The 25,890-nt window shown below is 65.4% G+C and carries 25 protein-coding genes and 1 tRNA gene; 14 read left to right on the top strand and 12 right to left on the bottom strand.

Translation table 11 applies throughout. The annotated features are described in order from the left end of the window. Window positions 1-193 precede the first annotated feature (193 nt). The 3 genes from QZS21_RS01010 to QZS21_RS01000 all read right to left on the bottom strand — a co-directional run bounded on the left by QZS21_RS01010 (window position 194) and on the right by QZS21_RS01000 (window position 2,130). Window positions 194-808, bottom strand: a complete 615-nt coding sequence (locus QZS21_RS01010; protein ID WP_295579154.1) for a DUF1643 domain-containing protein — start codon at window positions 806-808, stop codon at window positions 194-196. Between the two features lie 205 nt (window positions 809-1,013). Continuing rightward, entirely contained in the window at window positions 1,014-1,565 is a 552-nt protein-coding gene (locus QZS21_RS01005; RefSeq protein WP_366557564.1) for a YdeI/OmpD-associated family protein, read from the bottom strand. 151 nt (window positions 1,566-1,716) lie between these two features. Then, a complete protein-coding gene (locus QZS21_RS01000; protein ID WP_295579152.1) occupies window positions 1,717-2,130 on the bottom strand; it encodes a DUF3788 domain-containing protein in 414 nt (137 codons plus the stop codon). A gap of 330 nt (window positions 2,131-2,460) precedes the next feature. Here QZS21_RS01000 and QZS21_RS00995 point away from each other — a divergent pair, with 330 nt between their 5' ends. Both QZS21_RS00995 and QZS21_RS00990 read left to right on the top strand, forming a co-directional pair. Continuing rightward, window positions 2,461-2,649 (top strand): hypothetical protein, encoded by a 189-nt coding sequence (locus QZS21_RS00995; RefSeq protein WP_295579150.1) that lies wholly within the window; start codon window positions 2,461-2,463, stop codon window positions 2,647-2,649. 40 nt (window positions 2,650-2,689) lie between these two features. Next, entirely contained in the window at window positions 2,690-3,433 is a 744-nt protein-coding gene (locus tag QZS21_RS00990; RefSeq protein ID WP_295579148.1) for a GNAT family N-acetyltransferase, read from the top strand. Window positions 3,434-3,498: 65 nt separating this feature from the next. Here the strand turns inward: QZS21_RS00990 and QZS21_RS00985 are convergent, their stop codons facing one another. Further along, on the bottom strand, window positions 3,499-3,966 hold the full coding sequence (locus QZS21_RS00985; RefSeq protein WP_295579146.1) for a GNAT family N-acetyltransferase: 468 nt from the start codon (window positions 3,964-3,966) through the stop codon (window positions 3,499-3,501). A gap of 142 nt (window positions 3,967-4,108) precedes the next feature. On the opposite strand from QZS21_RS00985, the gene QZS21_RS00980 reads away from it, so the two are divergent. From QZS21_RS00980 to QZS21_RS00945, 8 genes are all read left to right on the top strand, one after another. After that, window positions 4,109-7,420: a PD-(D/E)XK nuclease family protein gene (locus QZS21_RS00980; protein ID WP_295579143.1), complete on the top strand. Its 3,312-nt coding sequence runs from the start codon at window positions 4,109-4,111 to the stop codon at window positions 7,418-7,420. A gap of 1 nt (window position 7,421) precedes the next feature. Then, window positions 7,422-10,946 (top strand): UvrD-helicase domain-containing protein, encoded by a 3,525-nt coding sequence (locus QZS21_RS00975; protein ID WP_295579141.1) that lies wholly within the window; start codon window positions 7,422-7,424, stop codon window positions 10,944-10,946. A 3-nt stretch (window positions 10,947-10,949) separates the two neighbouring features. After that, a complete protein-coding gene (locus QZS21_RS00970; protein ID WP_295579139.1) occupies window positions 10,950-11,360 on the top strand; it encodes an SRPBCC family protein in 411 nt (136 codons plus the stop codon). Window positions 11,361-11,471: 111 nt separating this feature from the next. Continuing rightward, a complete protein-coding gene (gene rpmE / locus QZS21_RS00965) occupies window positions 11,472-11,675 on the top strand; it encodes a 50S ribosomal protein L31 (protein ID WP_295579137.1) in 204 nt (67 codons plus the stop codon). A gap of 116 nt (window positions 11,676-11,791) precedes the next feature. Further along, window positions 11,792-12,298, top strand: coding sequence for a flavin reductase family protein (locus tag QZS21_RS00960; protein ID WP_295579135.1), 507 nt, complete (start codon window positions 11,792-11,794; stop codon window positions 12,296-12,298). A 9-nt stretch (window positions 12,299-12,307) separates the two neighbouring features. Continuing rightward, on the top strand, window positions 12,308-13,576 hold the full coding sequence (gene hflX, locus QZS21_RS00955; protein WP_295579133.1) for a GTPase HflX: 1,269 nt from the start codon (window positions 12,308-12,310) through the stop codon (window positions 13,574-13,576). Between the two features lie 49 nt (window positions 13,577-13,625). Then, window positions 13,626-14,177: a GNAT family N-acetyltransferase gene (locus tag QZS21_RS00950; protein ID WP_295579130.1), complete on the top strand. Its 552-nt coding sequence runs from the start codon at window positions 13,626-13,628 to the stop codon at window positions 14,175-14,177. Beyond that, complete coding sequence (locus QZS21_RS00945) at window positions 14,152-14,787, top strand: YigZ family protein (RefSeq protein WP_295579128.1); 636 nt, start codon at window positions 14,152-14,154, stop codon at window positions 14,785-14,787. The genes QZS21_RS00950 and QZS21_RS00945 overlap by 26 nt, the downstream gene beginning before the upstream one ends. Before the next feature lie 40 nt (window positions 14,788-14,827). On the opposite strand, the gene QZS21_RS00940 is transcribed toward QZS21_RS00945, so the two are convergent. The 4 genes from QZS21_RS00940 to QZS21_RS00925 form a co-directional block, all read right to left on the bottom strand. Beyond that, a complete protein-coding gene (locus tag QZS21_RS00940) occupies window positions 14,828-15,046 on the bottom strand; it encodes a heavy-metal-associated domain-containing protein (RefSeq protein ID WP_295579126.1) in 219 nt (72 codons plus the stop codon). A gap of 52 nt (window positions 15,047-15,098) precedes the next feature. Next, entirely contained in the window at window positions 15,099-16,112 is a 1,014-nt protein-coding gene (locus QZS21_RS00935) for a DUF4397 domain-containing protein (protein WP_295579124.1), read from the bottom strand. 130 nt (window positions 16,113-16,242) lie between these two features. Beyond that, window positions 16,243-17,031 carry an SDR family NAD(P)-dependent oxidoreductase gene (locus QZS21_RS00930; RefSeq protein ID WP_295579123.1) on the bottom strand — a complete coding sequence of 263 codons (789 nt, stop codon included), beginning with the start codon at window positions 17,029-17,031 and terminating at the stop codon, window positions 16,243-16,245. 156 nt (window positions 17,032-17,187) lie between these two features. After that, a complete protein-coding gene (locus QZS21_RS00925; RefSeq protein ID WP_295579120.1) occupies window positions 17,188-18,063 on the bottom strand; it encodes an AraC family transcriptional regulator in 876 nt (291 codons plus the stop codon). A gap of 230 nt (window positions 18,064-18,293) precedes the next feature. Between QZS21_RS00925 and QZS21_RS00920 the strand changes: the two genes are divergently transcribed. Further along, the gene (locus QZS21_RS00920) at window positions 18,294-18,911 is read left to right on the top strand and encodes a superoxide dismutase (protein WP_295579117.1); all 618 of its coding nucleotides are present in this window, start codon (window positions 18,294-18,296) and stop codon (window positions 18,909-18,911) included. Window positions 18,912-19,647: 736 nt separating this feature from the next. Next, window positions 19,648-20,004 carry an MmcQ/YjbR family DNA-binding protein gene (locus tag QZS21_RS00915; protein WP_295579114.1) on the top strand — a complete coding sequence of 119 codons (357 nt, stop codon included), beginning with the start codon at window positions 19,648-19,650 and terminating at the stop codon, window positions 20,002-20,004. A gap of 317 nt (window positions 20,005-20,321) precedes the next feature. On the opposite strand, the gene QZS21_RS00910 is transcribed toward QZS21_RS00915, so the two are convergent. The 4 genes from QZS21_RS00910 to QZS21_RS00895 form a co-directional block, all read right to left on the bottom strand. Continuing rightward, complete coding sequence (locus QZS21_RS00910; RefSeq protein ID WP_295579111.1) at window positions 20,322-20,765, bottom strand: DUF2892 domain-containing protein; 444 nt, start codon at window positions 20,763-20,765, stop codon at window positions 20,322-20,324. A 13-nt stretch (window positions 20,766-20,778) separates the two neighbouring features. Continuing rightward, the gene (locus QZS21_RS00905) at window positions 20,779-23,013 is read right to left on the bottom strand and encodes a thiamine pyrophosphate-dependent enzyme (protein ID WP_295579109.1); all 2,235 of its coding nucleotides are present in this window, start codon (window positions 23,011-23,013) and stop codon (window positions 20,779-20,781) included. Then, complete coding sequence (locus QZS21_RS00900; protein WP_295579106.1) at window positions 23,013-24,122, bottom strand: 2-oxoacid:acceptor oxidoreductase family protein; 1,110 nt, start codon at window positions 24,120-24,122, stop codon at window positions 23,013-23,015. Before QZS21_RS00900 ends, QZS21_RS00905 begins: the two co-directional genes overlap by 1 nt. Before the next feature lie 210 nt (window positions 24,123-24,332). Further along, a tRNA-Arg gene (locus tag QZS21_RS00895) sits at window positions 24,333-24,409 on the bottom strand. A gap of 149 nt (window positions 24,410-24,558) precedes the next feature. Here QZS21_RS00895 and QZS21_RS00890 point away from each other — a divergent pair. Both QZS21_RS00890 and QZS21_RS00885 read left to right on the top strand, forming a co-directional pair. Then, a complete protein-coding gene (locus QZS21_RS00890; protein WP_295579103.1) occupies window positions 24,559-25,179 on the top strand; it encodes a hypothetical protein in 621 nt (206 codons plus the stop codon). A 407-nt stretch (window positions 25,180-25,586) separates the two neighbouring features. Further along, window positions 25,587-25,886 carry a hypothetical protein gene (locus tag QZS21_RS00885; protein ID WP_295579101.1) on the top strand — a complete coding sequence of 100 codons (300 nt, stop codon included), beginning with the start codon at window positions 25,587-25,589 and terminating at the stop codon, window positions 25,884-25,886. Window positions 25,887-25,890: the final 4 nt, after the last annotated feature.

Here is a 25,890-nt window from a genome sequence, read left to right as displayed (position 1 = left end):
GGCGGTCTGCCGCCGGAGCGGCGGGTGGAACGGAAGGCCGCTTGGCTGCGGCGTGTCCGCGGCCAAATTCCGCTCGGCCCGCAGGGGGCGGGCGGTGCGCCGCGCATCTATGCGGCAGGCCCCAGCCCCCTCGAAAAGGCGCCCCGGGCGCGTTTCAGCAGCCGAAGGGCCGCCCGGCAGGGCGGCCCTTCTCTCACCGGCAGGACAGATAGGCCTGGATGTCGAAGTCCAGCAGCCGGGTGTTTCCCTTCAAGTACAGGGGATGGTGGGGGTGGCCGGACTTCAGGGGCGGTCCGGCGGTGAACCACTGGGCCCCGGCGGCCTGGCCGTCGGCGGCGAAGTCCCGCATGCAGTCCATGAGATACCCCCGCTTTTCAATGATGTTTCCCCAGGCGGCCCAGACGGCGGGGGACGCCGACAGGGAGAGGAGGTAGCGGAAGGCCTTCCGGTTTTCGGCGTGGAGGGCGGCGTTGCAGGAGGGCTCCATGTCGTCGGGCCGGGTGGCCCGCTGGGCGTAGACGTTGAACATCAAAAAGCTGTCGTAGCCGTTGGCCAGGGCGATGCGCTGGGCGGACTGCAGGGTGGGGTCCAGGGCGTCCGGCGCGGCGGTGGAGGGGTTGATGCCCACGCAGATCAGGGGCCGGCGGCCCCGGGTGCCCAGAATGTAGCGGTACTCCGAATAGGTGTTGGGGACGTACAGCCAGCGCCGGACGTCGTAGCCCGGAACGGGTTGGAGCGCGGCCTCCAGCGCCGGTTCAAAGCGCTCCAGCGGGAGGGCGGCGGTGGTTCCCTTGGGAATGTGGGGCATGGCGGACCTCCTGGTTTCGACATTTTTTTCAGGATACCACAGGGCGGTCCAAAAGGCAAGCGGGGCGCCTCCCTCTGTTGCAGATAAGGGTTGCTTTTCGATAGGGGAACTGCGCTTCGTCGGAATGGCAAAAGACCTCCATACATTTTCTGTGTAGGGATTTTCCGAGTTGCGGTGCCTTCGCTCAATAAGGCGTACATGACGGTTACATCGGTTTTAGGTTTTTGTTGAGCCTGTCCACCATCCAAGCAATTCGCTTTTCCCGTCCAGCGTCTGTCTTTGCATCAAGATATGCCCGTGTATAAGTTTTCTTTACGGATAGAGACATGGCTTGGAAATTTGTGTAAGCGGGTTCATACCCTTCCAGCAGTGCGGACAGGCGGGCAATTTGTTCTTCTGTAATGATTGCCAGGGGGTTTGTAGCTTCCCACTGACCGTTCTTCTTGGCTTCCTCTATTTTCTTCCTGCCATAATCAGTCATAAGCCCTTGTTCCTCAAGTTTTTTCACCAATGCCTGATTCTTTTCTGACCATTTGCTGTTCTTTTTGCGCAGAGAAAAATATTTCTTATATGTCTTATCATCGATCTTTTCCATTTGTCCGTCAATCCAGCCAAAACAGAGGGCTTCTTCCAAAGCTTCTCCCGCTTTTATCGTTTTAGGCCCGCCAGACTTACCGAACAAAAGCCAAATACCGTCGTTTGATATACAATGCCTACTGAGCCATTCACGAAAATCCTCTCTGTTGGCAAATTTCATTGTTTCGCTGATGATATGTCCCTCCTTATCGTTTGTCCTGCCCGCCCAAAGCGTGCAAATCTCCGATTTGCCGTTCCGTGCCTTCTCCGCCGAAGCCGCCCGAATCCAATCAGGCGCTTATCAATCAGCCTGACAAAGGGGAAGGCATCCTTTATGATGTGCACTTTATTTCCAGCATCTTTTGTATGTCGCAAAAATGAACTTCACTGGTAACTCGATAATGAAGCCAACCGCCATTTCCACAGGGGTATTTGTTGTCGATACATTCTTGCGTTTCTTTTTCCGTCTGATCGTATACTTGATGAAATTGTTCATTTGACAATCGAAGCATAACGGCAAAGGCGTCCTTCTCCGCAAACACGTTGCAGACCAGCTTCTTCTTTTTTCTATGAGTAACTGCCCATCCATAGTTGTTTCCATAGGGAAAGGAAATTTCCTGCGTAGTACTGCATGCGGTTGACAACCATTCATTTATTCGGACAAATAACGCCATCCCTTTGCCACAGTACGCGGCCATGTCGTCAAATGTCGGCCTGTTCTGCCTGTCAAGCATTCTGCCATACATCGTGATCCCTCCTGACAGCCCCCAATTTGTTGAGTACGACGTCTCCGCCTCATACGGCCAGCCATCTTTTTATATTCTATCAGACGAAACGGTTCTTCTCAATGCTGTCAACAAAAACTGACGGAGGTTTTACCGGCAGCACCGATCCGCAACGGGGACGCCGCACCGGCCCCGGCGGGGAAGGGGATCAAGAGACCCCCTCCCCCGCAGCCGCTTTGTGCATTGTCTTCCGGGGGCGGAAGTGGTAGAATGAAGGACAGGCGGGAGCGCGCCTTCGCCCGGGCGAAGTACGCGTGCTCCCGAAAACGGCGGTTTGGGGAGGAATAAAACATGAAGAGAGGCAATGACTGGACCGCCCTGTGGATGGCGGCGGGGATGCTGCTGGGCCTTGCCGCAGGCTGCGCCGTGGGCATTTCCCGGGGAATGGTCGGCGTATCCATGTGTTTTGGCCTTGTGATCGGCATGGCGGCGGGGCTCGGCATCGGGGCGGCCGTCAAAAAGGGGAGAGACGGCGATTGAAGCGGCGCCGGGACCGCAGACGGGGAGAGGGGAACTTCGTATGGAATTTGTAGAGCTGACGCCGGAAAACCTTGCCGGGGAGCATCTGGGCTGCATCATCCGCAGCAAAAAGCCCCACCCGGGGGTGGAGGCCAAGCGGCAGTGGCTGGCGGAGCGGCTGCGGGAGGGGCATGTCTTTCGGAAGCTCCCGGTGAAGGCGCCGGTTTTTGTGGAATACGCGCCGCTGGAGACCGCCTGGGTGCCCGTTACGGGCGACAAGTATCTGTACCTCTACTGCCTGTGGGTGGACAGCGCGTACAAGGGCCACGGGTACGGTCGGGCGCTGCTGATGTTCTGCCTGGAGGACGCCCGGCGGCAGGGCCGGTCCGGCGTGTGCATGCTGGGGGCGAAGAAGCAGAAGGCGTGGCTGTCCGACCAGGCATTTGCAAAGAAGTTCGGCTTTGAGGCGGTGGACGCCACCGCCGACGGATATGAGCTGCTGGCGCGCTCCTTCGACGGGACGGTGCCCCGGTTTACGCCGGAGGCAAAGGCGCAGCGGGTGGAGCGCCGGGAGCTGACGGTCTATTACGACATGCAGTGCCCCTTTGTCTTGCAGCGCGTGGAGACCCTCCGGGAGTATTGCCAAGCAAAGGGTGTTCCGGCGTCGTTTTTGCAGGTGGATACGCTGCAAAAGGCGAAGGCGCTGCCCTGTGTGTTCAACAACTGGGCCGTATGCTACCAGGGGGTGTTCCAGACCGTGAACCAATTGGATGCCGCCGGTTTGGAGCGTATCCTGCGGACATGACCATCTCCCACAGACGGGCACCCTCGTGCGGGGGTGCCCGTCTGCGGTTCTTGAGGGACGGAGATTCAGGGAGCCGGCAGCTCCATCTCGCAGGGCATGGGGCGGAAGCCGTAGGCCTCGTACAGCGGACGGCCCATGTCGGTGGCCTCCAGGGAGATTTGGGAGATCCCCCGCTCCCGGGCGGCGGTGACCAGCAGGTGCAGCGTCCGGGAGGCGATGCCCCGCCTGCGGCAGGCGGGATCGGTGTACATGTTCATGATGTAGGCCTTTTCGCCGGTGGGGTTGCAGCAGGTGGGCAGGACGGAGTAAAAGCTGACCCCGCCGGCCCCCACCACGTCTTCGCCGGAAAAGACCAGGTAGGCGATGTGGCTTCCGTCCGCCAGGGCGCGGCGGTAGTAGCGGCGGCACGCCCCCGCCACGGCGGACAGGTCCGCGCCGTCGTCCAGGCCGTTGGCGGCCCGGAGGACCTTCACCCGGATTTCCGTCAGCAGCTCCAGATCCTCCGGCGCCGCCCTTCGATAGCAGATGTCCATACGGCACCTCCATGGGGGTGGGAATTTCCTCCCTTATACCATATTTGGGGGGTCTTGGCAAGGCAGGGCGGAAAAAGTGGGTGCGCGGGGCGGGGGAATGTGGTATGATGGGCGGGAGAAAACCAGGGGAGGAGCTGCCGGTATGCTGACGATTTTGATGGGCCGGGCCAAGACGGGAAAATCGGATTGGGTCCTGCGCCGCATCGCGGAGCTGGGGGACGGGGGCGAGCAGATTCTGCTGGTGCCCGAGCATGCCAGCCACCAGGCGGAGGTGGACCTGTGCCGGGCCTGCGGCCCCACCGCCAGCCGCCACGGGGAGGTGCTGAGCTTCCGCCGCCTGGGGGACCGGGTGCTGACCCTCACCGGCGGCATCGCCCAGGTGGCCCTGGACGCCGGCGGCAAGCTGCTGACGCTGCAAAAGGCGCTGCTGGAGGTGGCGCCGGAGCTGACGGTGTACCGCCGCCCCTCCCAGAAGTCCGCGTTTTTGCAGCAGCTGCTGGATTTGTTCGACGAGCTGCGGTGCTACGAGGTGACGCCGGAGATCCTCTATGAGAAGGCCGCGGACATCTCCGGCGCCACCCGCGACAAGCTCCGGGATTTGAGCCTGCTCTACGGCGCCTATGAAGCCCGGCTGAAGCGGCCGGGGCTGGACGCCCGGGACCGGATGACCCGGCTGTGCGACAGCCTGGAGGATTCCCGCTACGCCCTGGGCAAGGACGTCTTCCTCGACGGCTTCACCTATTTCAACGCCCAGGAACGGCGGGCCCTGGGCATTTTGCTGCGCCAGGCCCGGTCCGTCACCGTGACGCTGCTGGGGGAGCCGGACAGCCGGGAGGAGATCTTCGAGTCCACCCTCAAGACGCTGGGCCAGCTCCGCCGCCTGGCGGCGGAGGCGGGGGTGGCGGTGGAGGAGCTGACCCTCCGCCGGGAGGACCCCTCTGCCCTGGGCCATTTGGAGCGGTATTTCTTCGGCGCCAACGTCCCCTGCGAGGGGGCGCCGGAGGGCATCCGGGTCCGGGAGGCGGACACCGTGTTCTCCGAGGTGGAGCAGACGGCGGCGGACATCCGGCGGCTGCTGGCGTCGGGCGCCTGCCGCTGCCGGGACATCACCGTGGCCGCCCGGAACATGGGGGAGTACGAGGGCGTCATCGAGACGGTGTTCGAGCGGTACGGCATTCCCGCCTACCTCAGCCGCCGCAGCGACATTCTGGAAAAGCCGGTGCTGAGCCTGCTGACCGGCGTCCTCTCCGCCATCGGCGGCGGGTACGAGTACGACGACATGTTCCGCTGGCTGAAAACCGGCCTGGCGGGGCTGACGGCGGAGGAGTGCGACCTGCTGGAAAACTATGTGCTCAAGTGGGAGGTCCACGGGGCCATGTGGCTGCGGGACGTGGACTGGACGGAGAACCCGGACGGCTACGGCGCCCCCTGGACGGAGGAGCGGCAGGCCCGGCTGGACCGGGTCAACGCCCTGCGCCGCCGGGTGCGGGGACCGCTGCTGGACCTGGTGAACGGGCTGCGGGCCGGGGAGACGGCGGGGGAGAAGGTGGACGCGCTGTACGGCTTTCTGGAGGCGCTGTCCCTCCAGGACGCCCTGGAGGAGCAGATGCGGGCCCAGGCGGCGGCGCAGCGGCTCCAGGACGCGGAGGAGACCGCCCAGCTGTGGGAGATTCTCTGCGGCGTGCTGGACCAGTTTGTGGAGATTCTGGGCGGGGAGCCCATGGGCCTGGACGAGTTCACCCGGCTGCTGCGCCAGGTGCTGACCCAGTACAGCGTGGGCACCATCCCCGTGTCGCTGGACCAGGTCAGCGTCAGCGAGATCACCCGGAACGACCGCCACACGGCCAAGTACCTCTTCCTGCTGGGGGTCAACGACCACGTGCTGCCGGACCCGGGCCAGAGCGGCGGCATTTTGAACGACGACGACCGGCAGGAACTGCGCTGGCGGGGGATCGAGCTGGCCCCCACCGGGATGGACCGGATGGGCATCGAGCTGCAGAGCCTCTATGCCGCCCTGGCCCAGCCCACCCGGGGGCTGACGGTCAGCTACCCAGTGACGGACGTCTCCGGCGGGGAGCTGCGGCCCGCCTTTGTGGTGGACCGGCTGCGGACGCTGTTTCCGGCGCTGCGGACGGAGCGGGAGGGGCAAGAGAAGACCTACCGCCTGACGGCGGAGCTCCCCGCCCTGGAGGCCGCCGGGCAGGACCCGGAGGGGGCACTGTGGCGCTATTTCCAAGGGGAGGAGCGGTTCTCCGCCCGCCTCTGCGCCATGGAGCGGGCCTGGCACTTGCGGCGGGGCGCGCTGTCGCCGGCGGCGGTGCGGGCGCTGTACGGGGAGCGGATCACCCTGTCCGCCTCCCGGCTGGAGCGGCTGCGCAGCTGCCACTTCTCCTATTTCATGGAGTACGGCCTCCGGGCCAGGCCCCGGGAGGCCGCCGCCTTCGACGCGCCCCAGATCGGCACCTTCCTCCACTTCCTCTTGGAAAACGTCACCCGGGACGTGCTGGAACAGGGGGGCTTTGCGGCGGTGGAGCGGGAGGACCTGCGGGCCCTGGTGCGCAGGTATATGGAGCGGTATGTGGAGCAGGAGCTCCACAACTTCCAGGGGCGGAATGCCCGGTTCCGCTACCTCTTTGCCCGGCTGCGAAACACCGCCTACGCCGTGGTGGAGCAGGTGGCGGAGGAGCTGAAGAGCTCCGATTTCGTTCCATTGGCCTTCGAGCTGTCCTTCGGGGACGGGGGGGCGCTGCCGGCGGTGGTGATCTCGGAGCCGGACGGGGAGCTGCGGATCGGCGGCAAGGTGGACCGGGTGGACGGCTGGGTGCGGGAGGGAAAGCTGTATCTGCGGGTGGTGGACTACAAGTCCGGCCGGAAGGCCTTCGACCTCTCGGCGGTGAAGCTGGGACTGGACATCCAGATGCTGCTGTACCTCTTTGCGCTGCAGCGGGAGGGCAAGTCCTACTTCGGACGGGACATCGAGCCGGCGGGGGTGCTGTACCTCCCGGCCCGGGATGAGATTTTATCGGCGGAGCGGAACATCCCGCCGGAGAAATTGCAGAGCGAGCGGGAAAAGCAGCTCCGGCGCAGCGGGCTGCTGCTGGCGGAGCCGGCGGTGCTGGAGGCCATGGAGCACGAGGCCCTGCGCCAGCCCCGGTATCTCCCCGTCCGGGTGAGCCGGGACGGAAACCTCTCCGGCAGCATCGCCTCGGCGGCCCAGCTGGGAAAGCTGGGGGCCTACGTGGAGAAGCTGCTCCACCAGATCTCCCGGGAGGTCCGCCAGGGCAACATCGACGCGGACCCCTGCTGCCACAGCGAGGAGGACAGCTTTTGCCAATACTGCGCCTGGGCCGGGGCCTGCCACTTCCAGGACGGCCGGGACGGGGACCATCTGCACTACATTCTGCCGGTGAAGGCGGAGGAGTTCTGGAGCATGCTGGAAAGGGAGGACGACTGATATGGGACTGACACTGACCCCCCAGCAGCAGGCGGTGGTGGAGAACCGGGGGGGAAGCCTGCTGGTGTCCGCCGCCGCCGGCTCCGGCAAGACCAAGGTGCTGGTGGAGCGGCTGTTCCGCTACGTGACGGAGGAGCGCTGCAACGTGGACGACTTCCTCATCATCACCTACACCAAGGCCGCCGCCGCGGAGCTGCGGAGCAAAATCGCCGGGGAGCTGTCCCGGCGGCTGGGGGAGACCCCGGGGGACGCCCACCTGAAGCGGCAGCTGCTGCGGGTGTATCAGGCGGACATCAAGACGGTGGACGCCTTCTGCACCGGGCTGCTGCGGGAGAACACCCACCTGCTGGCCCGGGAGGGGGACCGCTATGCCCTGACCCCGGACTTCAAGGTGCTGGACGAGAGCGAGGCCCGCCTGGTGCGCCGGCGGGTGCTGGGGCGGACGCTGGAGGCCTTTTACGACGCCCTGGACCCGGGGCGGGAGCTGCTGGCGGACACCCTGGGCGCCGGGCGGGACGACAGCGCCCTGGAGGAGCTGGTGCTGGAGCTGTACGACAAGCTGCAAAGCCACGCCTACCCGGAGCGATGGCTTTCGGAGAGCCGCCGGTCCTGGGGGGCGCTGGAGGGGGACTTTGACGGCACGCCCTACGCCGGGGAGCTGCTTGGCGTCATCCGCCGGAAGGCGGATCACTGGGCGGCGCTGCTGGAGCGGGCGGCGGAGCGGACGGCGGGGGACGAGGCCCTCTCCGCCGGCTACGGAGAGAAGTTCCGGGCCGCGGCCCGGGGCTTCGCCCTCCTGGGGGGAAGCCGGACCTGGGAGGACGCCCGGCAGAATTGCGCCGGAGTGGTGTTCCCACGGCTGTCCACCCCCCGGGGGCGGAAGGACGACCCGGAGCTCTCCGCGCTCAAGCAGGTGTGGGAGAGCTGCAAGGCGGAGAAGAAGGGGCTGGACGCCCTGCTGGACGTCAGCGGCGGGGAGGCCATGGAGGATTTGCGGGCGGTGGCCCCGGCCATGGAGGCCCTGCTGGCGCTGACGGCGGACTTCGGAGAGGCCTACCGGGTGGAGAAGCTGCGGCTGGGGAGCATGGACTTCTCCGACCAGGAGCATCTGGCGCTGCGGCTGCTGGTGGCGGAGGACGGCGCCCCCACGGAGCTGGGGGAGCAGGTGGCCGCCCGGTACCAGGAGATTCTGGTGGACGAGTACCAGGACACCAACGAGGTGCAAAACGCCATTTTCCGGGCGGTGTCCAAGGGGGGGAACAACCTCTTCACCGTGGGGGACGTAAAGCAGAGCATCTACCGCTTCCGCCTGGCGGACCCCACCATCTTCCTGGAAAAATACGGCCGCTTCAAAAACTGGGAGGAGGCGGCGCCGGGGGAGGAGCGGAGGATTCTGCTCTCGAAGAATTTCCGCTCCCGCCGGGAGATTCTGGACGCGGCCAACTTCATCTTCTCCAACATCCTCTCCCCGGAGATGGGGGAGATGGCCTACGGGGAGGACGAGGCCCTCCACTTCGGCGCGGCGTACTACCCGGAGCGCGGGGACTGCGCCACGGAGTTCCACCTGATCGCCGCCCGGCAGAAGTCGGCGGAGAACGACCAGCCGGTGAAGCGGTTGACGGCGGAGGCCCGGTTTGTGGCGGAGCGCATCCGGCGGCTGCTGGACGAGGGCTATCCCGTCACCGACGGGGACGGGTGCCTGCGGCCCTGCCGGCCGGAGGACATCGTGATTTTGATGCGCTCCCCCGGCAGCCGCACCGCCGCCTTCGCCGGGGCCCTGGCGGAGCGGGACATCCCCTGCTCCTTCGAGGAGAGCGGGGATTTCTTCCACACCATGGAGGTCTCTGTCATGCGCTCGCTGCTGGAGCTGGTGGACAACCCCCGGCAGGACGTGCCGCTGATTGCGGTGCTCCGCTCGCCCCTCTTCGGCTTTTCGGCGGACCGGCTGGCCCAGGTCCGGGCGGCGGCCGACGGCGGGGCGGACTGCGCCGCCTTTCTGGAGACGCTTGGGGCTCTGCGGCAGGCGGCCCGGGACATGAGCGTGCATCGGCTGGTGTGGCACATCTACAACACCCTGAACGTCCTGGGGGTCTTCGGCGCTATGGACGGCGGGGCGGAGCGGCGGGAGAACCTGATCGCCTTCAGCCGCCACGCGGAGAAGTTTGAGAGCAGCGGCTACCGGGGGCTGTTCGCCTTCGTCACCCAGCTGCGGCGGCTGCTGGAGGCGGACCAGGCCCCCGCCACCCGGGCCGCGGCGGCGGTGAACGGCGTCCGCCTCATGAGCATCCATAAGTCCAAGGGCCTGGAATTCCCCATCGTCATCCTGGCGGACCTGGACCACGCCTTCTCCCGCCAGGACTTCGACACGCCGGTGCTGGTCCATCCCCAGATGGGCCTGGGCCCCCGGCGGGTGGATTTGGAACGGAAGATCAAGTACCCCACCCTGGCCCGCCGGGCCGTGGAGGAGCGGCTGCGGCGGGAGAATCTGGCGGAAGAGCAGCGCATCCTCTATGTGGCCATGACCCGGCCCAAGGAGAAGCTGATTCTGGTGGACGCCATGTACCACGCGGAGACCCGCCTCCAGCGGCTGGCGGCGGTGGCCGCCTGCCCCGTGCTGCCGGAGACGGTGGCGGCGGGCAGGACCTTTGGGGAGTGGCTGCTGCTGGCGCTGCTGTGCAGGCCGGAGGCGGCGCCGCTGCGGGAGCTGGCGGACCTCCCGGTGGAGCTGCTGTGCGCCGGGGACGAGAGCCCCTGGCAGGTGTTTGTCCATTTCGGGGAAGACTACCGCGCCCGGCCCCTCCGGCGCGGGGAGGGGGCGGAATCGGCCCGGCGGGAGGCGCCCTTCGACCCGGCGCTGCTGTCCTTTACCTACCCCTACCGGCGGGAGACGCTGCTGCCCGCCAAGGTGACGGCCACCCAGCTCAAGGGCCGGACCCTGGACGAGGAGATCGCGGAGCACGCCGCCCACACCCCCTATCTCCGCCCCCTGACCCAGCCCAAATTCCGCCGGGAGCGGCAGGGGCTGACCCCGGCGGAGCGGGGCACCGCTACCCACCTGGTGCTGCAATACCTGGACTTTGGGGAGCGGGACGTGGCCGCCCAGATCGAGGGGCTGCGGCTGAGGGCGCTGTTGACGCCCCAGCAGGCGGGGGCGGTGGACCGCCCCTGCCTGGAGCGGTTTTTGGACTCGCCCCTGGCGGAGGAGATCCGGCGGGGACGGAACGTTCTGCGGGAGTACCGCTTCGCGCTGCTGATGGACGCCCGGGCCTACGATCCCCAAGCCGCCGGGGAGGACGCCATCCTCCTCCAGGGCGTGGTGGACTGCTGCTTTGAGACGGCGGAGGGGCTGACGGTGGTGGATTTCAAGTCGGACCGGGTAGACACGGCGGAGGAGGTGGCCCGGCGGGCGGAGCACTACCGCCCCCAGCTGGAGGCGTACAGCCTGGCGCTGTCCCAGGTGCTGGAAAAGCCGGTGGTCCGGCGGGTGCTGTATTTTTTACATGCCGGTGAAACGGCGGAGGTGTGAGCCATGGCAACTGCGAAAATGGAGGGGTTTTTCCCCTATCCCCGGGAGCGGGTGTGGGCGGCGGTCACGGACCTGTCCGACTGGCGGTGGCGCAGCGACCTGAAGGGTCTGGAGGTGACGGGGCCGGACACCTTTGTGGAGTACGCGGCGGACGGCACCGCCACGCGCTTTGCGGTCCGGCGGCGGGAGGAGCCGGGTCTGTGGGCTTTTGAGATGGAAAACGGGAACATGGCGGGGTGCTGGACCGGGCGGTTCGCCGACGCCCCCGGGGGCTGCACCGCGGCCTTCACCGAGGAGGTGCAGGCGAAAAGGGTCTGGATGCGGCCCTTTGTGGGGTGGTACCTGCGGAGTCAGCAGAGGCGGTATTGGGCGGATCTTCGGCGGCGGCTGGAGGCCCTTGCCGGGGAGAAATGAAAAAAATCGGAAAAAAGTCAGAAAAATGCTTGCAATTTCGGAAAAGCTGTGTTATCCTAATTGAGCCTTTGTAAGAGGGTAGCCTTGCTAAGAAAGAGGTGAACGAGAGCAATGAAGGAAGGAATCCATCCCAATTATCAGCAGACTACGATTACTTGCGCCTGCGGTAATGTGATTGAGACAGGTTCTACCAAGAAGGATATCAAGGTGGAAGTCTGCTCTAAGTGTCACCCCTTCTTTACAGGTAAGCAGAAGCTGGTGGATACCGGCGGACGCGTTGCCAAGTTCAACAAGAAGTTCGGCCTGGCGAAATAAGCCTGACACGATCACAAAAGGGTCTGCCATAGGGGCAGACCCTTTTTTTGTTTACATTTCCCGGCGCGGCGCATATACTGGTACTATTCTCACGGATCGGAGAGGAGTTTTCAGCCATGCATCTGCACACTGTGGATTGGAAGGAATTCGCGCCGGAGAGCTTCCGGCTGTTCCAGAACCGCCAGCCCCTGCTGAGCGCCGGGGACCGGAGTCGCTGCAACACCATGACCATCGGCTGGGGGCAGCTTGGCACCCTGTGGAACCTGCCGGTGTGCACCGTTTACGTGCGGCCGGAGCGGCACACCTATGCCTTCATGGAGGAACATGACCACTTCGCGCTGTCCGTGCTGCCGGAGGGGAGCGGGGAGATCACCCGCTTTTGCGGCACCCGGAGCGGCCGGGAGGTGGATAAGGTGCAGGCCTGCGGCCTGACGCTGGATTACGGCGCCGGGGACGCCCCCTTTTTCCAGGAGGCGGAAGTGGTGCTGGTGTGTAAAAAATTGTATGTTCAGGACCTGGCGCCGTCCTGCGTGGTGGACGGGCGGATTCACGCCTCCTACGGCGAAAAGGGCGGCTGGCACCGGGCCTACACCGGCCAGGTGCTGGAGGTCTATCAAAAATAAGGAGGATCTATGCGGGAAACAGAAGAAGTACGGGACAGAGTGATGCTGGTAGGTCTGAACTCCCCGGTACTAAAAAAGGAAGAGAACGCCGACGAGACCACCATGGAGGAGCTCTCCGCCCTGGTGGAGACCGCCGGGGGGGAGACGGTGGGCATCGTGCTGCAAAACCGGCCCTCCCCGGACCCCCGCAGCTTCATCGGCGAGGGGAAGGTGGAGGAGGTCCGCACATTCTGCCAGCACGAAAACGCCACCATGGTGATTTTCGACAACGACCTCTCCCCCTCCCAGCTCCGGGTGCTGACGGAGGCGCTGGGGGTCCAGGTGCTGGACCGCTGCGGCCTGATCCTGGACATTTTCGCTCAGCGGGCCAAGACCAGGGAGGGCCGCTTGCAGGTGGAGCTGGCCCAGTACCAGTACCTGCTGCCCCGGCTGACGGGCATGTGGACCCATCTGGAGCGGCAGGCGGGCACCAGCGGCAAGGGGCCCATCGGCTCCAAGGGCCCCGGCGAGACCCAGCTGGAGACGGACCGCCGCCACATCCACCGGAAGATTGACAAGCTCCGGGAGGATTTGGAGGACGTGCGCCGGGTGCGGGGCACCCAGCGCCAGCAGCGGCAGAAGAACGAGGTGCCGGTGGTGGCCATCGTGGGCTATACCAACGCGGGGAAGTCCACCCTGCTGAACCAGTTGACCGGGGCGGGCATCCCCGCCAACAACCGCCTCTTCGACACCCTGGACACCACCAGCCGTCTGCTGACGGTCAGCGACACGCTGGATGTGGTGGTCAGCGACACGGTGGGCTTCATCCGCAAGCTGCCTCACCAGCTGGTGGAGGCCTTCAAGGCCACGCTGGAGGAGCTGGAGTACGCGGATTTGCTGCTCCACGTCATCGACGTGTCCAACCCCGAGTGGCAGCAGCAGTCCCGGGTGGTGGAGGATCTGATCGTGGAGCTGGGGGCCAGCGGCCTGCCCAGAATCAACGTCTACAACAAGACGGACCTGGCGCCGGAGGCGGTCATTCCCCACGGGGAGGACGACTGCGCCGTCTCCGCCCGCACCGGCCTGGGGCTGGAGCGGCTGCTGGAGCAGATCGACCGGCGGCTGGACAAGGGCACCCGGCGGGTGACGCTGCACCTGCCCTATGACCGGGGCGCCCTGGTGGACATGCTGTACCGGGAGGCCAAGGTGGAGCAGGTGGACTACCGTGAGACCATCGACGTCACCGCGGTGTGCAGCCCCAAGGTGCTGGGCCGGGTGGAGGCGTTTATCGGGGAGTGAGGCCCCGCCCCGCCGGAGGAAAGAGAGAGAACAGAGAGGAGACTGCGCCATGGAGATCGAGACCCCGCGGCTGCGGCTGCGCCCCTTCCGGGACGGGGACGCGGCGGACGTCTACGCCTATGCCCGGGACCCGCGGGTGGGTCCCATTGCCGGCTGGCCGCCCCACCGGAGCATGGAGGAGAGCCTGGAGATCATCCGCACGGTGTTCTCCGCCCCCGGCGTGTTCGCCATGGAGGAGCGGGAGAGCGGCCGGGTGGTGGGCTCCGTGGGCTTTGTGGGAAACCACCCCGCCGGGGAGCAGGCGGACTGTCCTGACGACGAGGTGGGCTACGCCCTCAGTCCCGCCTACTGGGGCCGGGGCCTGGCGCCGGAGGCGGTGGAGGCGGTGCTGGCGTACGGCTTTACGGACTTGGGCCTGGGGCGCGTCTGGTGCGGGCACTACGCGGGCAACTGGCGCTCCGCCCGGTGCATGGGGAAGTGCGGCTTCCGCTACCAGTTCGCCCGGGTGGGGCGGGCGGCGCTGCTGGGGGAGACCCGGCAGAGCTATTTCTATCTGCTGACGGAGGAGGACTGGCGTGGACGGGTATCTGGTGCCCTTTGAGGCCGGAGAGAGCGCCTTCGTGGAAAAACGCTCCCGCTTCATCAGCCATCTCTGGCGGGTGGAAAGCGAGGCGGAGGCCCGGAGATGCATCGAGGAGATGAAAAAGACGTATTACGACGCCCGCCACAACTGCTGGTGCTACTTGCTGCGGGAGGGGGGCGTGGTGCGCTACTCCGATGACGGGGAGCCCCAGGGCACGGCGGGCCAGCCTATGCTGAACGTGTTGCAGCGGGAGGCGGTGGTGAACGTCTGCTGCGTGGTGACCCGGTACTTCGGCGGCATTCTGCTGGGGGCCGGGGGCTTGACCCGGGCCTACGCCAGGGGGGCCAAGGACGCCCTGGACGCGGCGGGCGTCACCCGGATGTCCCTGTGGACGCTGTGGGACGTGCCCTGCACCTATCCGCTGTTCGAGCGGGTGAAGCTGGAGGTGGCCGCCTGCGGCGGCGTGGTCCGGGAGACGGCCTACGGCGCGGACATCACCCTCCGGGCCGCCTTTCCCGCCGGCGGGGCGGAGCGGTTCGCCCCCCGCCTGACGGAGCTCTCCGCCGGGGGGCTGGCGATGGCGGCGGCGGGGGAGGAGTTCCTCCCCGGACCCCGGGAGCCGCGATGACAAGAATAAACGAGGGCCCGCGCCTGGCGCGGGCCCTCGTTTATTCCGCGGAGCGCAGGGAATAGCCCTGCTGCCGGACCTTCTGGAGAATGTCGTCCTGCCGGACGGCGGTGGAGTCGTAGTCCACGGCCAGGCAGCCGCCGTCGCTGATGCTGACGGAGGTGACCCCCGGCAGGGTGTCCAGCTCCCGCTTCAGCCGCTTCACGTCGTGCCGATCGGCCGGGTGCTCCAGGGAAAAATAGGCGCTGAGATGTGCCAATGTCCTCCCTCCCTTCCCCGCCAGTATCCCCGGCGGGGCGGGGGTTTATCCCTCAGCGGTCTCCGGCCACCAGCGCCTGCACGGCGTTGATCGCGGTGCCGCTGCTGAGGAGGAAGACGGTGTAGTTGACGCCGCTGAGGGCGTTGAGGTACAGGGAGGCCACGGTGTCCATGGCGGGCATCATCCCCAGGAAGGCGCTGTCCAGGGTCTCGATGTCCAGCCACTCCGGCATGGGGGTCAGATTCGTCTCGGCGAAGAGGAACTGGTACTCGCCGGGCCGCATTCGCTTGAAGCTGGTGGTCTCCTTGTAGCGCACGTCGGAGTAGACCACCCGGCCGTCGGCCAGTAGGACGTCCAGGGGGCGGCTGTTGAGAGCCAGGTTGCTCACCCGGAAGTTGGCGAAGTTGCCGGTGGGGGCGCAGCACCGGTCGGAGATCTCCAGCAGGTCCAGTCCGCTGGGGGTGTTGATGATGGCGATGGTGGTGGGGCTGCCGGACTGGAAGGGAAGCGTCTTTTGAATGTAGATATAGCCGTTGGTGCCGGTGACGGTAATGGTCTGGTAGCCCACGGGCACCCGCCCGTAGGCGGAGATCGCCGCGTAGCTCAGCCAGCCCACCATGCGGGTGTTGTTGATGAGGACCCGGAAGGGCTGGTAGCCGAAGGCGGCGTTCAGGAAGCGGACCTGGGCGGTGCGGACCAGGCCCGGCAGGAGAATGCCGCCGATGCCGCCGCCGGCCACGGGGCCGCCCTCGCCGGGATTGGGCAGGGGAATCACGGGGATGTTGGAGCCACCGCCGCCAACGGGCCCGCCCTCGCCGGGGTTGGGCAGGGGGATGACGGGGATGTTGCTGGAGTCGCCGCCGCCCACGGGGCCGCCCTCACCGGGGTTGGGCAGGGGGATGACGGGGGTGCTGCTGGAGCCGCCGCCCCCAACGGGGCCGCCCTCGCCGGGGTTGGGCAGGGGGACCACAGGGGTGGAGCCGCTGGTGCCGCTGTCCGCCACGGGGCCGCCCTCGCCGGGATTGGGCAGAGGGATCACGGGGGAATTACGAAAGTTTGTCTCCATATTATTACCGGAGTCGAAGCTCCGGGAGCCTCCTCTCACATGTTGGTATCCCAGACTATGCGAAGCGGCGGGAGAAGGTGAAAAAGCGCCGGACCAGCGGTCCGGCGCTCTGCCGTAAATGGGTGGATGCTCAGTGGAGAATCAGGCCGCCGGTGACGTTGATGCCCTGACCGGTCATGTTGTCGGCAAAGGGGGAGGAGAGGTAGAGGAACATGCGGGCGATGTCCTCCTCCGTCTGGGGGCGCTTGAGGGGGATGCCGGAGATGCGCTCGTTCCAATAGGCGTCGGGGTCGCCGCCGGCCTCCTTGACGTCGGAGAGCAGCTTGTCCCAGATGCGGGTGTGGACAATGCCGGGGCAGACGCAGTTGACGTTGATGTTGTAGGGGGCGGCGTACTTGGCGATGGCCTGGGTCATGCCGGTGACGGCGAACTTGGAGGCGGTGTAGGCGATGTTGGTGGGGTAGCCCTCCTTGCCGGACATGGAGGACATGTTGACGATCTTGCCCGCCTTGTTGGGGATCATCACCCGCAGTACCGCCTGGTTCACCAGGAAGGTGCCCTTGGCGTTGACGTCCATCATAAAGTTGTAGATCTCCTCGGGCATCTCTAGGAAATCCACCTTGGTGCTGGCGCCGGCGATGTTGTTGAGAATGTCGATGCGGCCGAAGGCCTCCAGAGAGGCGGCCACCATGGCGTCCACCTCCGCCTTGACGGTGACGTCGCACTTGCAGGAGGCGGTTTTCACGCCGTACTGGGCGGCGATGTCCGCGGCGGTTTTGGCGGCGGCCTCCGCGTCCATGTCGGCCACCATCACGTTGGCGCCGGCCTCCGCCAGCAGCAGGGAGGTGGTGCGGCCCATGCCGCCTGCACCGCCGGTGACGACGGCGTTTTTGTCCTTCAGAGAGAGTTCAACACCCATAAATCAAAACTTCCTTTCCAAACGCTTGGGCTGGGTTTTTGGCCCTGTGCAGCGGTTCGTAACACGTTGTACGATAGCACATTCCGGCGGGAAAAGACATCCCCTTTCCGGCGGCGCGCATTTCAAATCAAAAACAAAATCCAAAGGGAAAACCGGTCACTGGCCCGCCGTGCCCGGCAGCTGGCGGCGGTACTCCTCCGGGCTGATGCCGGTGGCCTTTTTGAAGGCCTTGTAGAAATTGCTGTAGTTGTGGTACCCCACCCGCTCGGCGATCTGCATGATCTCGATGTTCTCGTACATCAACTGCTTGGCCCGGCCGATCCGCTTTTCGATGATGTAGCTGACCAGAGAGGAGCCGGTGACGCTTTTGAAGAGCTTGCTGACGTAGGTGACGCTGTAGTTGTACTGCTGGGCGATCTGCTGGAGGGAGAGGGGCTCCGCCAGGTTCTGCTCGATGTAGTGGAGGATGGAGCCCACCAGCCGGATGTGCTGGAGGTTGGTGGTGTCCGGCCCCACGTCCAGCTGCATGTCGCAGTACAGGCAGCCCAGAATCCGGTGGACGATGGAGCTGGCGATGACCTGCTCCCCCGGGGAGGTGCCCAGCTGCTGAAAATCCTCAATCATGCGCAGGTACTTCTGCAGCTCCAGCATGTCCAGGTGCATGATGGGGTAGTTGGGGTTCTGGCTGGAGAACATCAGGTACAAATTGGCGCTTTTCTTGGAGTAGTTCCCCAGAATCCGGGGCTCGATCCCGATGCAAAAGCGCAGGTGGTCCTCGTTGGCGGCGCAGTCCATGATATGGCTGTCGAACATCCGGCAGAAGATGATGTCGCCCTTGCTGACGGTATAGGTGGTGTTTCCGGTGAGATAGGAGGCGTCCTGCTCCCCCAGGTAGAAGGTGACCTCATAGTAGTCGTGGTAGTGGTAGAAATAGCTGGTGTTGGGCCCATGCGCATGCATCCGCGCGTGGAAATCGTTTTCCGGAATCAGCAGCGAGAGCTTGGAAAGCAGCTTGGAAGCCCGGCTCTGCATGGTCTTCCCTCCCATACGTGTCATATTGTTTTATTATACGACGGAATTGGGGAGCAGTCAAAGAAAACTTGATATTTATGCCGGAAAACAACCGATTTATGCACAAATGCCGCCCTTCCCCCGCTCTTTGGGCGGGATGGGCGCTGTGGAGCGCTGACAAGCGGGGGAATAGAATGGGGTGTGCACCGCAGAGGGCGATGCACAAAAAAGCAAGACAGGAGGAAGCTGCGATGGGTCATCAATACCCCTTCAAACCGATCCGGATTCCCTATTCCATGATGGCGCTCTCGCCCTATCTGGCCCCGGATACCCTGTATGTGCACTACCAGCACTACCAGGGCCGCGTCCGGGAGCTGAACCGGCTGGTGGTCCAGCACCGGTTGACGGACCTGACGCTGGAGGAGATTCTCACCCAGAAGATCAATCTCCCGGTGGTCCAGGAGGAGCGGCTGAAAAACGCGGCGGGCGCCGTATTCAACCACGAGCTGTTTTTCGACGGCCTTAAGGCCGAGGCAGGGGCCCCGCCGCTGAACCACCTGGTGGAGGTCCTCATTGCCACCTACGGCTCCATGGCCCGGTTCCGGCAGCTTCTGCTGGAGGCGGCCCAGAGCCTCCCCGGGGTGGGCTGGGTCTGGCTGGTGGGCGAGCAGAACGGCGGACTGCACCTGGTGGTTACGCGGGACAATGGGACGGTGCAGTTGGACGCGGTCAAGCCCATTCTGGTCCTGGACCTGTGGGAGCACGCCTACTTTTTGGATAACTGGTTTGATCTGCCGCGATATGTGGACACCTGGTTTTCCCTCATCGACTGGGACAGAGCCAACGCCCGGTTTCAATCCGCCGTCTGAGGGGCGGCCATCTCCGGAGGGGATGCCGTCGGCGCCCCTCCGGAGATGACCGAAGAGGCGCCGGGCGGTCCGCGGGGTGCAAAAGAAGCGGGCCCCGCATCGCAGGGGGCGGGACGCCCACAGGGGGGGAACTTCCATCGAAATCGGGATGCCGGCGGGCGGCTCGGCGGGCTTCGCCCTGGATCCCTCCGCGGCGCCTCCCGGCATGGGGCGCAGGTGCGGACCCCTGCGCCCCCGCAGCCGCCGCGGCACAAAAGGCGGCGGAAATGCTTTGGGAACCATCCTGCCCGGTGATTTCCCCATTCGGGACGGTGTTCGGGACAAGCGCCGTGCCGAACGCAACTCCCCAGACATTTATGCAGACGGGCTGGCCGCTGCGAAGGGCCGCCCCGGCGCCCATGGTGGACTTCCTCGGCGGAAGCCGGTTCCGGTGGAGGTTGCCCCGCTGATACGGTGACAGGCATTTCATCCCGGCGGGTGCCTGTTCAGAGGGAATGGAAGTTGAAAAAATTCCGCTTTGTGCTATAATTAAAAATAAGAAAGCCAGGCGATGGAAGAGAATCTGCGCCTGCGGCCACGGTCCGTTTCTGGTTGCCAAGGGAGTTCCCGCAGAGCGGTGCCCGGAGGGCGGCACGAGAAGGTCCGTCTGGCCGCGCCGGAGGATTCCCGGACGGAAGACGGATGCCCTGTGGAATGGGCTGGGGAAAGCGGGGGATTTGCATTGCATGCAGAGGAATTGGCGCGCTACATCGCGGAGCAGTACGGCGCGGACGAGGAGCACCTGTGGGCGAGCGCGCCGTCCTACAAGGTGTTCCGGCACCAAAACAACCGCAAATGGTTCGCGCTGATTATGGACATCCCCAGATGCAAACTGGGGCTGGACGGCGACGAGAAGATCGACATTTTGGATCTCAAGTGCGACCCCGCCCTGATCGGCTCCCTCCGGCTGGAGGCGGGGATCTTCCCGGCCTACCACATGAACAAGGGCAGCTGGATCACCGTTGCGCTGGACGGCAGCGTGGAGGAGGAGACAATCAAGTGGCTGCTGGATCTGAGCTATCAGGCAACCGCCCAGAAGAGGCGCCGGAAATGAGGCCCGGCATATCACCCACCGACCAGACAGACATCCTCCGCCTGCACGCAGGCGGAGGATGTCTGTTATCACAAGAGCGGCGCGTTGACGTTCCGATGGTCCGGCGGCGCCGGTGTGGGGGCCGCCGGAAGGACTGCGCGTGTAAGGAGGGGCGACCATGAACGGCCGCGCGCCCGCCGGTGTGGTGCCGGTCCCGTCCCGGCAGCCCTGCCGCCGCAGCGCCGTCTTCCGCCCGACCGCGTCCCTCTTGAAGGCACGGAGGTTCCCCGCCGGGACGGCGCCGGGGACCTGTGCCGCCGGTTCAGCGGGACCCGCGGTCATCCCCCTCGTTTCGCGGCGCAGAAGGCCGCCCCGGGATCCCGGCCCACGCCGGCAAAGTCCCCCCGCAGCGCCTTGAGGGCCGCCCGCTCCACGCCGATCTCCCCGGCGGTGCGCACGCCCAGGGTCCGGATCACGGGCAGCGGCGGGCACCACCCCTGTAGGGCGTGCTGGAGCAGAAAGGCCGCCACGCCCCCGGTGAGCCAGAGCCAGCGCCGATCCCTGCCGACGCCCAGGCCCAGGCTCAGAAGCAGCAGGCAGGCGGCGTTGGTCTCCAGGACCCGCTCCGTGTCCCACTCCCGGCCCAGACGGCGCAGGGCGCCGCTCAGGTCCTCGTGCTCCACGGCCTGCTGGAGATGCTGCAGCGTTTTTTCCTGAATGTTCTCGTTGGCCTTTTCGCTGGTGTTCCAGGCAACTTTGTGGGCGGTACTCGGAAATCTCATCCTGCCGGCCTCCTTATAGAATCTGGTTTTCTGCCCGGGCCTTGAGCCTGGCCCAGCGGCGGTCCACCTCCCGCTGCATGTCCGCCACCACGTCCCGGTAGGCGTCGTCCTTCAGGTGGCGGGTGCGGCCCATCATGGCCAGCCAGTCCAGCACGGGGAGCTTCTTGCCCCGGTCCTCTGGATTGTAGGATAGGGCGGTGATCCCGTTCTCCACCTCGTAGAGGGGGAAGTAGCAGCAGTCCACCGCCGCGGCGATGACCTTGCGTTCGGTGCTGGGCTTGTCCCCCCAGTTGAGGGGGCAGGCCGAGAGGCACTTGACGTAGGCGGTGCCGCTTTCCCGGGCGTAGTACTGGGCCTTGGCCGCCTTGCGGATGAAGTCCGCCGGGCTGGACTCGGCGCAGGTGGCCGCGTAGGGCAGGCCTGTGGCGGCCATGATCTGGGGCATATCCTTGTGAAAGAACCGCTTGCCGTACTGATGGGCGCCCAGGTGGGAGGTGGCGCTCCTGGCCCCCATGGGGGTGGAATAGGACAGTTGGTAGCCGGTGTTCATATAGCCGCCGTTGTCGTACTCAAAGAGGATCACGTGGTCCCCCCGCAGGGCGGTGCCCAGGGCGGAACCCATGCCGATGTCCATGCCGCCGTCGCCGCTGACCATGATGAAGGTGATCTCCCCCTCCGGCAGCTCGCCCCGCTTTTGGCGCTGGTGGTACATCTCGGCCAGCCCCGCCAAGGTGGCCGCGCCGTTTTGGAAGAGGTTGTGGACGTAGGGGACCTTAAAGGCGGTCTTGGGGTAGGGGGTGGTGACCACCATGCCGCAGCCGGTCTGGAACAGAAGCACCACGTTGCCCTCGATGCCCCGCAGCAGCAGGTTCACGTTCACCGGGATGCCGCAGCCGGGGCAGGCGCCGTGTCCCGGCGAGAGGCGCTTGGGCATGGCCGTGGTCTCGTTGATCCGGCCGCCATCCACCCTGAGCCCGCCGGTGGCTTCGTCCACCGCGCAGCGGGTGAGGCCGGGGGCCGCCGCTTTTCCCGCCACGGGCTTGAAATAGGGGGTGGGGGTGAAGTCCTGCTCTCCGGGGTAGACCCCCAGGTAGCCGAACGCCGGGGCGTCGTCGTCGAAACAGGTCTCCAGGAGGGCCTTGGCGTCGGCCTCATAGAAATCCCGGCCTCCCAGGCCGTAGACCCGGCTCAGGGTCCGGCAGGTCAGGCCGTGCTTCTGGAAGGCCGCCCGGAGCTCCAGGGTCATGTTTCCGCCCCCCGCGCCGTAGCTGTCCTGGCGGTCGGCGATGAGGACCGTCTTGGCCCCGCGGCACAGCGCCGCCGCCTCCGCCGCCGGGAAGGGCCGGAGGACGGAGAGGGTGAACACCCCCACCTTTTTGTCCGCCTCCCGCAGCTTGTCCACGGCGGCGACGGCGGTGAGGTAGCTGGAGCCCAGGACGAAGAGCAGGGCATCGGCGTCCTCGGTGCGGTGGCCGGTGACCGGCCCGTAGCGCCGCCCGGACCGGGCCGCGTACGCCGAAAAGACCTCCGGAATGGCCTGGCGGGCCTCCTCCATGGCCAGGTGGAGCTGGTACTTGTTGTTGAGGGTGTCCGGCTCGTTCATATAAGAGCCGATGGTGACGGGGTGCTCCGGGTCCAGGGCCGTGTCCTCCCGGCGGCAGGGGCCCAGGAAGTCCCGCACATCTTCGTCGCGCTCGAACACCTGGCAGTTGCGCTTTTGGTGGCTGGTGAAAAAGCCGTCGAAGGCCACGATGACGGGCAGGCGCAGCCGCTCGGCCAGCTTCAGGCCGCAGATGTTGAAGTCGTACACCGCCTGGGGGGAGGGGGCGAAGAGGACCACCCACCCGGCGTTGAGGGTGTACATCAGGTCGCTGTGGTCCCCCTTGATGGACAGGGGACCGGACACGGTGCGGCAGGCCACGTTGAGCACCATGGGCATTCGGGTGCCCGATTGGACGGGGAGCTGCTCCAGGGCGTACAGCAGGCCGTTGGCCGAGGTGGCGTTGAAAACCCGCCCGCCCCCGGCGGAGGCACCGTAGCAGATGCCCGCGGCGCTGTGCTCCCCCTCGGCGGCCATGAGGGAGATCCGGTGTTCCCCGTCGGCCCCCATCTGGTCCAGGTATTCGGCGATCTGGGTGGAGGGGGTGATGGGGTAGTAGCCCATCACATGGTAGTCGATCTGCTTGGCGGCGTAGGCCGCCAGCTCGTTGCCGCTCTCGAAGAGCAGTTTTTGCTTGTTTGCGTCCATCACATCTGTCCTCCATCCACGCGCTGTTCGTCCAGATAGCTCTCGCTGGTGACCCAGGAGTTGGCGCCTACGTCCTCGTACTCCAGCCGGTCCACGATCAAATCCTTGTTGCGGACAAACCAGGTTTTGTCCGGGTGCTCCCGCTCCTTGCCCGCCACCAGCGCCCCCGTGGGGCACACGTCCACGCACCGCAGGCAGCCCTTGCAGTGGTGGTAGTCCAGGCCGCTGTTGAGCATGGCGGATTTGCCCCGGTACTCCCCGGGCTTGAACTGAAACACCATGTCTGGGCAGGTGCTGTCGCACAGGCCGCAGTGGATGCACTTTTCCGATAAAAAGAGGGGGAGATACCCCTCCCGGGAGGCGGAGAGGTCGTTGGAGACGATGCTTCCGAAGTGGGGGTTGGCCCCGCCCAGGGGGGCGTTTGCATAGCCCCACTTGCTCTGGGCCTCCTTGTAGGGCACTGGCGCATAGGTCCCGTCCGGGGCGAAGTGCTTTCGCCGGACGGCCTCATAGCCCTGCGCCACCCCGGCCAGGTTCGCCTCCCGCAGAGCGGGGTACTTTTTGCCCAGGGTGTCGGCCACGATGGCCTGCACGGCCTCCAGGGGGAGGAAGCCGGAGGCCCTGGCCACGGCGCCCAGCAGGACCATGTTGACCCGGCTCTTGCTCTCCAGGGCCAGGCCCAGGGCGTCCACGCACCAGATGGTGCCCGCGTGGAGCCGCAGCCTGTCCCGCACCGTCTCCGGGGAGGCGCCGGTGTTGACCACCACATCGCAGTCCTCCCCCACCCCCGCCGTCACCGGCAGCTTGCCCGCCAGGGCCTCGTGGAAGAGGGCCAGCAGATGCGGCTGCTCCACGGGGCTGTTGTGCAGAATTTCCCGGTCCGGCGCGCTGTATCGCACGTAGGACTTAACCGGCGAGCCCCGCTTCTCCGAGCCGTAGCTGGAGAAGGCCGCGGCGTTGAGGCCTAAGTAGGCCGCCCCCAGCTCCCCCAGCAGCTTGCCGCAGAGGTTGGCCCCCAGCCCGCCGATGCTCTCTAGGCGCATTTCATAGTACCCGTTTTCACTGGTGCGAGGTAGGTCTGCCTGTCCGAATTTCCCTGCCCGTCCCATTCTGATCAGCCTCCTTGTCAACTTTTGGTATAGCATTTGCCGCAAAGCACAGGGCTATACCAAAGCACAGATTGGGTTTTGCTGTGAAATACTATAAATATAAAAGGTATAAAATCCCCCGATAGACGTCATGCCTACCGGGGGATTTTACAGACTGTGTACTTGAAAAACAAAAAGAACCCAAAAGCATTGCAGCTTCAAGGTTCTTTTTGGTACGCCGTGAGGGATTCGAACCCCCGGCCTTCTGGTCCGTAGCCAGACGCTCTATCCAGCTGAGCTAACGGCGCATGTCTCACAGACAGCTTAGTTATAATAGCACGGGTTTTTTCAAAATGCAAGCCTTTTTTTCGCAATTGCCACACTTTTTTTGGCAGCCCTTGTAAAGCGCAGGCGTCTGTGGTAGAGTAGCCTCAACAGAGCAGAGAGAGGTGCGGTTATGGAAAACTATCCGATTAAGACAGTGACATTCGGCGGCTTTGACAAGCAGGATGTCATCCAATATATTGAGCGGGCCGCCCAGGAGGCCGCCGCCGCGGAGCAGACGCTCCGGGCGGAGAGCGAGGAGCTGCGCCGGCAGGTGGCGGAGCTGACGAAGGCGGCGGCGGAGCGGGAGGAACGGCTGCGGGAGTTGTCCGCCCGGCAGGAGGCGCTCCAGGCGGAGCTGGCCCGGGAACGGGAGGCCCGGCAGGAGCTGGAGCCGCTGCGGCCGCTCCGGGAGGAGGCGGAACACCTGCGGGCGCAGGTGGAGGCCCTGCGGCCCGACGCCGAGGCCTACGCCCAGTTCCGGGAGCGGATCGGCGCCATTGAGTGCGAGGCCCGGAAGCGGGCGGCGGATTTGGAGAGCGCCGCCGCCGTCCGGATGGAAAAGACCGTGGAGCTGTTCCGCTCCCAGTACCAGGATCTGATGAACACCTTTGAATCCGCCGCCGCCCACGTGACCGGCGAGCTGCGGAAGGTGGAGGTGAACCTGGCCCAGCTGCCGCGGGCCATGGACCAGGCCGGCGTGGAGCTGGGCGAGCTGGCGGCGGTGCTGGCGGAGCGGCGGGAAACGGATTGAGACGGGAAGGACCGGGGGAGAACTCCTGGTCCTTTCGCGTTTTTTGGCGCCGGAGCGGGGAAAACGGGTATGATTTGGCAATTCGGTGCCAAGAATAACTTGGGAGCTCCGCCCGGGGCGGAGCGGAGAAGGTCATACCTCCTTTGTAGTTCCCACGTATTCGATTGCGTGCCGCTGGGAAACCAAACCGGAGGGAGAAATGGCGGAAAGGAATTCCATTCCCGCTAAAATTTCCTTGCAAAGCGCGACTTGGTGACTTATACTAAGTCATAACCGAAGGACCGGGAGCCCGATTGGATGATTTTAACAGAAAGCCGCGGGGCCGGGTCTGCCGGCGAGAGACAGACGATATAAGAAGAACCGGAGTTGCAGGAGAGAAGGTGAGAAACGAAATGTCCTTTGAGGCAATGGAGAAGATCACGCAGGTTGAGGCTGATAACCGGGAGCGCAAGACGGCTGCGGAAGCGGAGGCGCGAGAGATCGTGGCCAAGGCGGAGCGGGAAGGTCTTGCGCTCTTACAGCAGACCCGCGCCGCCGCCGCAGAGAGCGGAAAGCAGCTGCTGCGGCAGGCTGAGGATCGGGCCGCCCGGCGGACGGAGGAGATCCGGCTTTCCGCGGAGCGCGAGGCCGGCGCGCTGCGCCAGACGGCGCAGCAGCATCTGGACCAGGCGGCGGAGTTTATTGTTGGAAGGGTCGTGAAGCACTGAGATG

It is taken from the genome of uncultured Oscillibacter sp., assembly GCF_900544955.1.
Lineage (GTDB): Bacteria > Bacillota > Clostridia > Oscillospirales > Oscillospiraceae > Oscillibacter.
Note: the sequence above shows the minus strand (reverse complement) of the source record. Positions and strands in the feature narration are given on the sequence as shown.

What these genes read in the sequence shown, in the direction of transcription:
- QZS21_RS00900 (WP_295579106.1), bottom strand. Translation starts at nt 24,122, where the DNA reads ATGGGACGGGCAGGGAAATTCGGACAGGCAGACCTACCTCGCACCAGT.
- QZS21_RS00905 (WP_295579109.1), bottom strand. Translation starts at nt 23,013, where the DNA reads ATGGACGCAAACAAGCAAAAACTGCTCTTCGAGAGCGGCAACGAGCTG.
- QZS21_RS00980 (WP_295579143.1), top strand. Translation starts at nt 4,109, where the DNA reads ATGCTGACGATTTTGATGGGCCGGGCCAAGACGGGAAAATCGGATTGG.
- QZS21_RS00925 (WP_295579120.1), bottom strand. Translation starts at nt 18,063, where the DNA reads ATGCAGAGCCGGGCTTCCAAGCTGCTTTCCAAGCTCTCGCTGCTGATT.
- QZS21_RS01010 (WP_295579154.1), bottom strand. Translation starts at nt 808, where the DNA reads ATGCCCCACATTCCCAAGGGAACCACCGCCGCCCTCCCGCTGGAGCGC.
- QZS21_RS00950 (WP_295579130.1), top strand. Translation starts at nt 13,626, where the DNA reads ATGGAGATCGAGACCCCGCGGCTGCGGCTGCGCCCCTTCCGGGACGGG.
- QZS21_RS00960 (WP_295579135.1), top strand. Translation starts at nt 11,792, where the DNA reads ATGCATCTGCACACTGTGGATTGGAAGGAATTCGCGCCGGAGAGCTTC.
- hflX (WP_295579133.1), top strand. Translation starts at nt 12,308, where the DNA reads ATGCGGGAAACAGAAGAAGTACGGGACAGAGTGATGCTGGTAGGTCTG.
- rpmE (WP_295579137.1), top strand. Translation starts at nt 11,472, where the DNA reads ATGAAGGAAGGAATCCATCCCAATTATCAGCAGACTACGATTACTTGC.
- QZS21_RS00930 (WP_295579123.1), bottom strand. Translation starts at nt 17,031, where the DNA reads ATGGGTGTTGAACTCTCTCTGAAGGACAAAAACGCCGTCGTCACCGGC.
- QZS21_RS01000 (WP_295579152.1), bottom strand. Translation starts at nt 2,130, where the DNA reads ATGTATGGCAGAATGCTTGACAGGCAGAACAGGCCGACATTTGACGAC.
- QZS21_RS00885 (WP_295579101.1), top strand. Translation starts at nt 25,587, where the DNA reads ATGGAGAAGATCACGCAGGTTGAGGCTGATAACCGGGAGCGCAAGACG.
- QZS21_RS00990 (WP_295579148.1), top strand. Translation starts at nt 2,690, where the DNA reads ATGGAATTTGTAGAGCTGACGCCGGAAAACCTTGCCGGGGAGCATCTG.
- QZS21_RS00890 (WP_295579103.1), top strand. Translation starts at nt 24,559, where the DNA reads ATGGAAAACTATCCGATTAAGACAGTGACATTCGGCGGCTTTGACAAG.
- QZS21_RS01005 (WP_366557564.1), bottom strand. Translation starts at nt 1,565, where the DNA reads ATGAAATTTGCCAACAGAGAGGATTTTCGTGAATGGCTCAGTAGGCAT.
- QZS21_RS00935 (WP_295579124.1), bottom strand. Translation starts at nt 16,112, where the DNA reads ATGGAGACAAACTTTCGTAATTCCCCCGTGATCCCTCTGCCCAATCCC.
- QZS21_RS00975 (WP_295579141.1), top strand. Translation starts at nt 7,422, where the DNA reads ATGGGACTGACACTGACCCCCCAGCAGCAGGCGGTGGTGGAGAACCGG.
- QZS21_RS00910 (WP_295579111.1), bottom strand. Translation starts at nt 20,765, where the DNA reads ATGAGATTTCCGAGTACCGCCCACAAAGTTGCCTGGAACACCAGCGAA.
- QZS21_RS00920 (WP_295579117.1), top strand. Translation starts at nt 18,294, where the DNA reads ATGGGTCATCAATACCCCTTCAAACCGATCCGGATTCCCTATTCCATG.
- QZS21_RS00970 (WP_295579139.1), top strand. Translation starts at nt 10,950, where the DNA reads ATGGCAACTGCGAAAATGGAGGGGTTTTTCCCCTATCCCCGGGAGCGG.
- QZS21_RS00995 (WP_295579150.1), top strand. Translation starts at nt 2,461, where the DNA reads ATGAAGAGAGGCAATGACTGGACCGCCCTGTGGATGGCGGCGGGGATG.
- QZS21_RS00985 (WP_295579146.1), bottom strand. Translation starts at nt 3,966, where the DNA reads ATGGACATCTGCTATCGAAGGGCGGCGCCGGAGGATCTGGAGCTGCTG.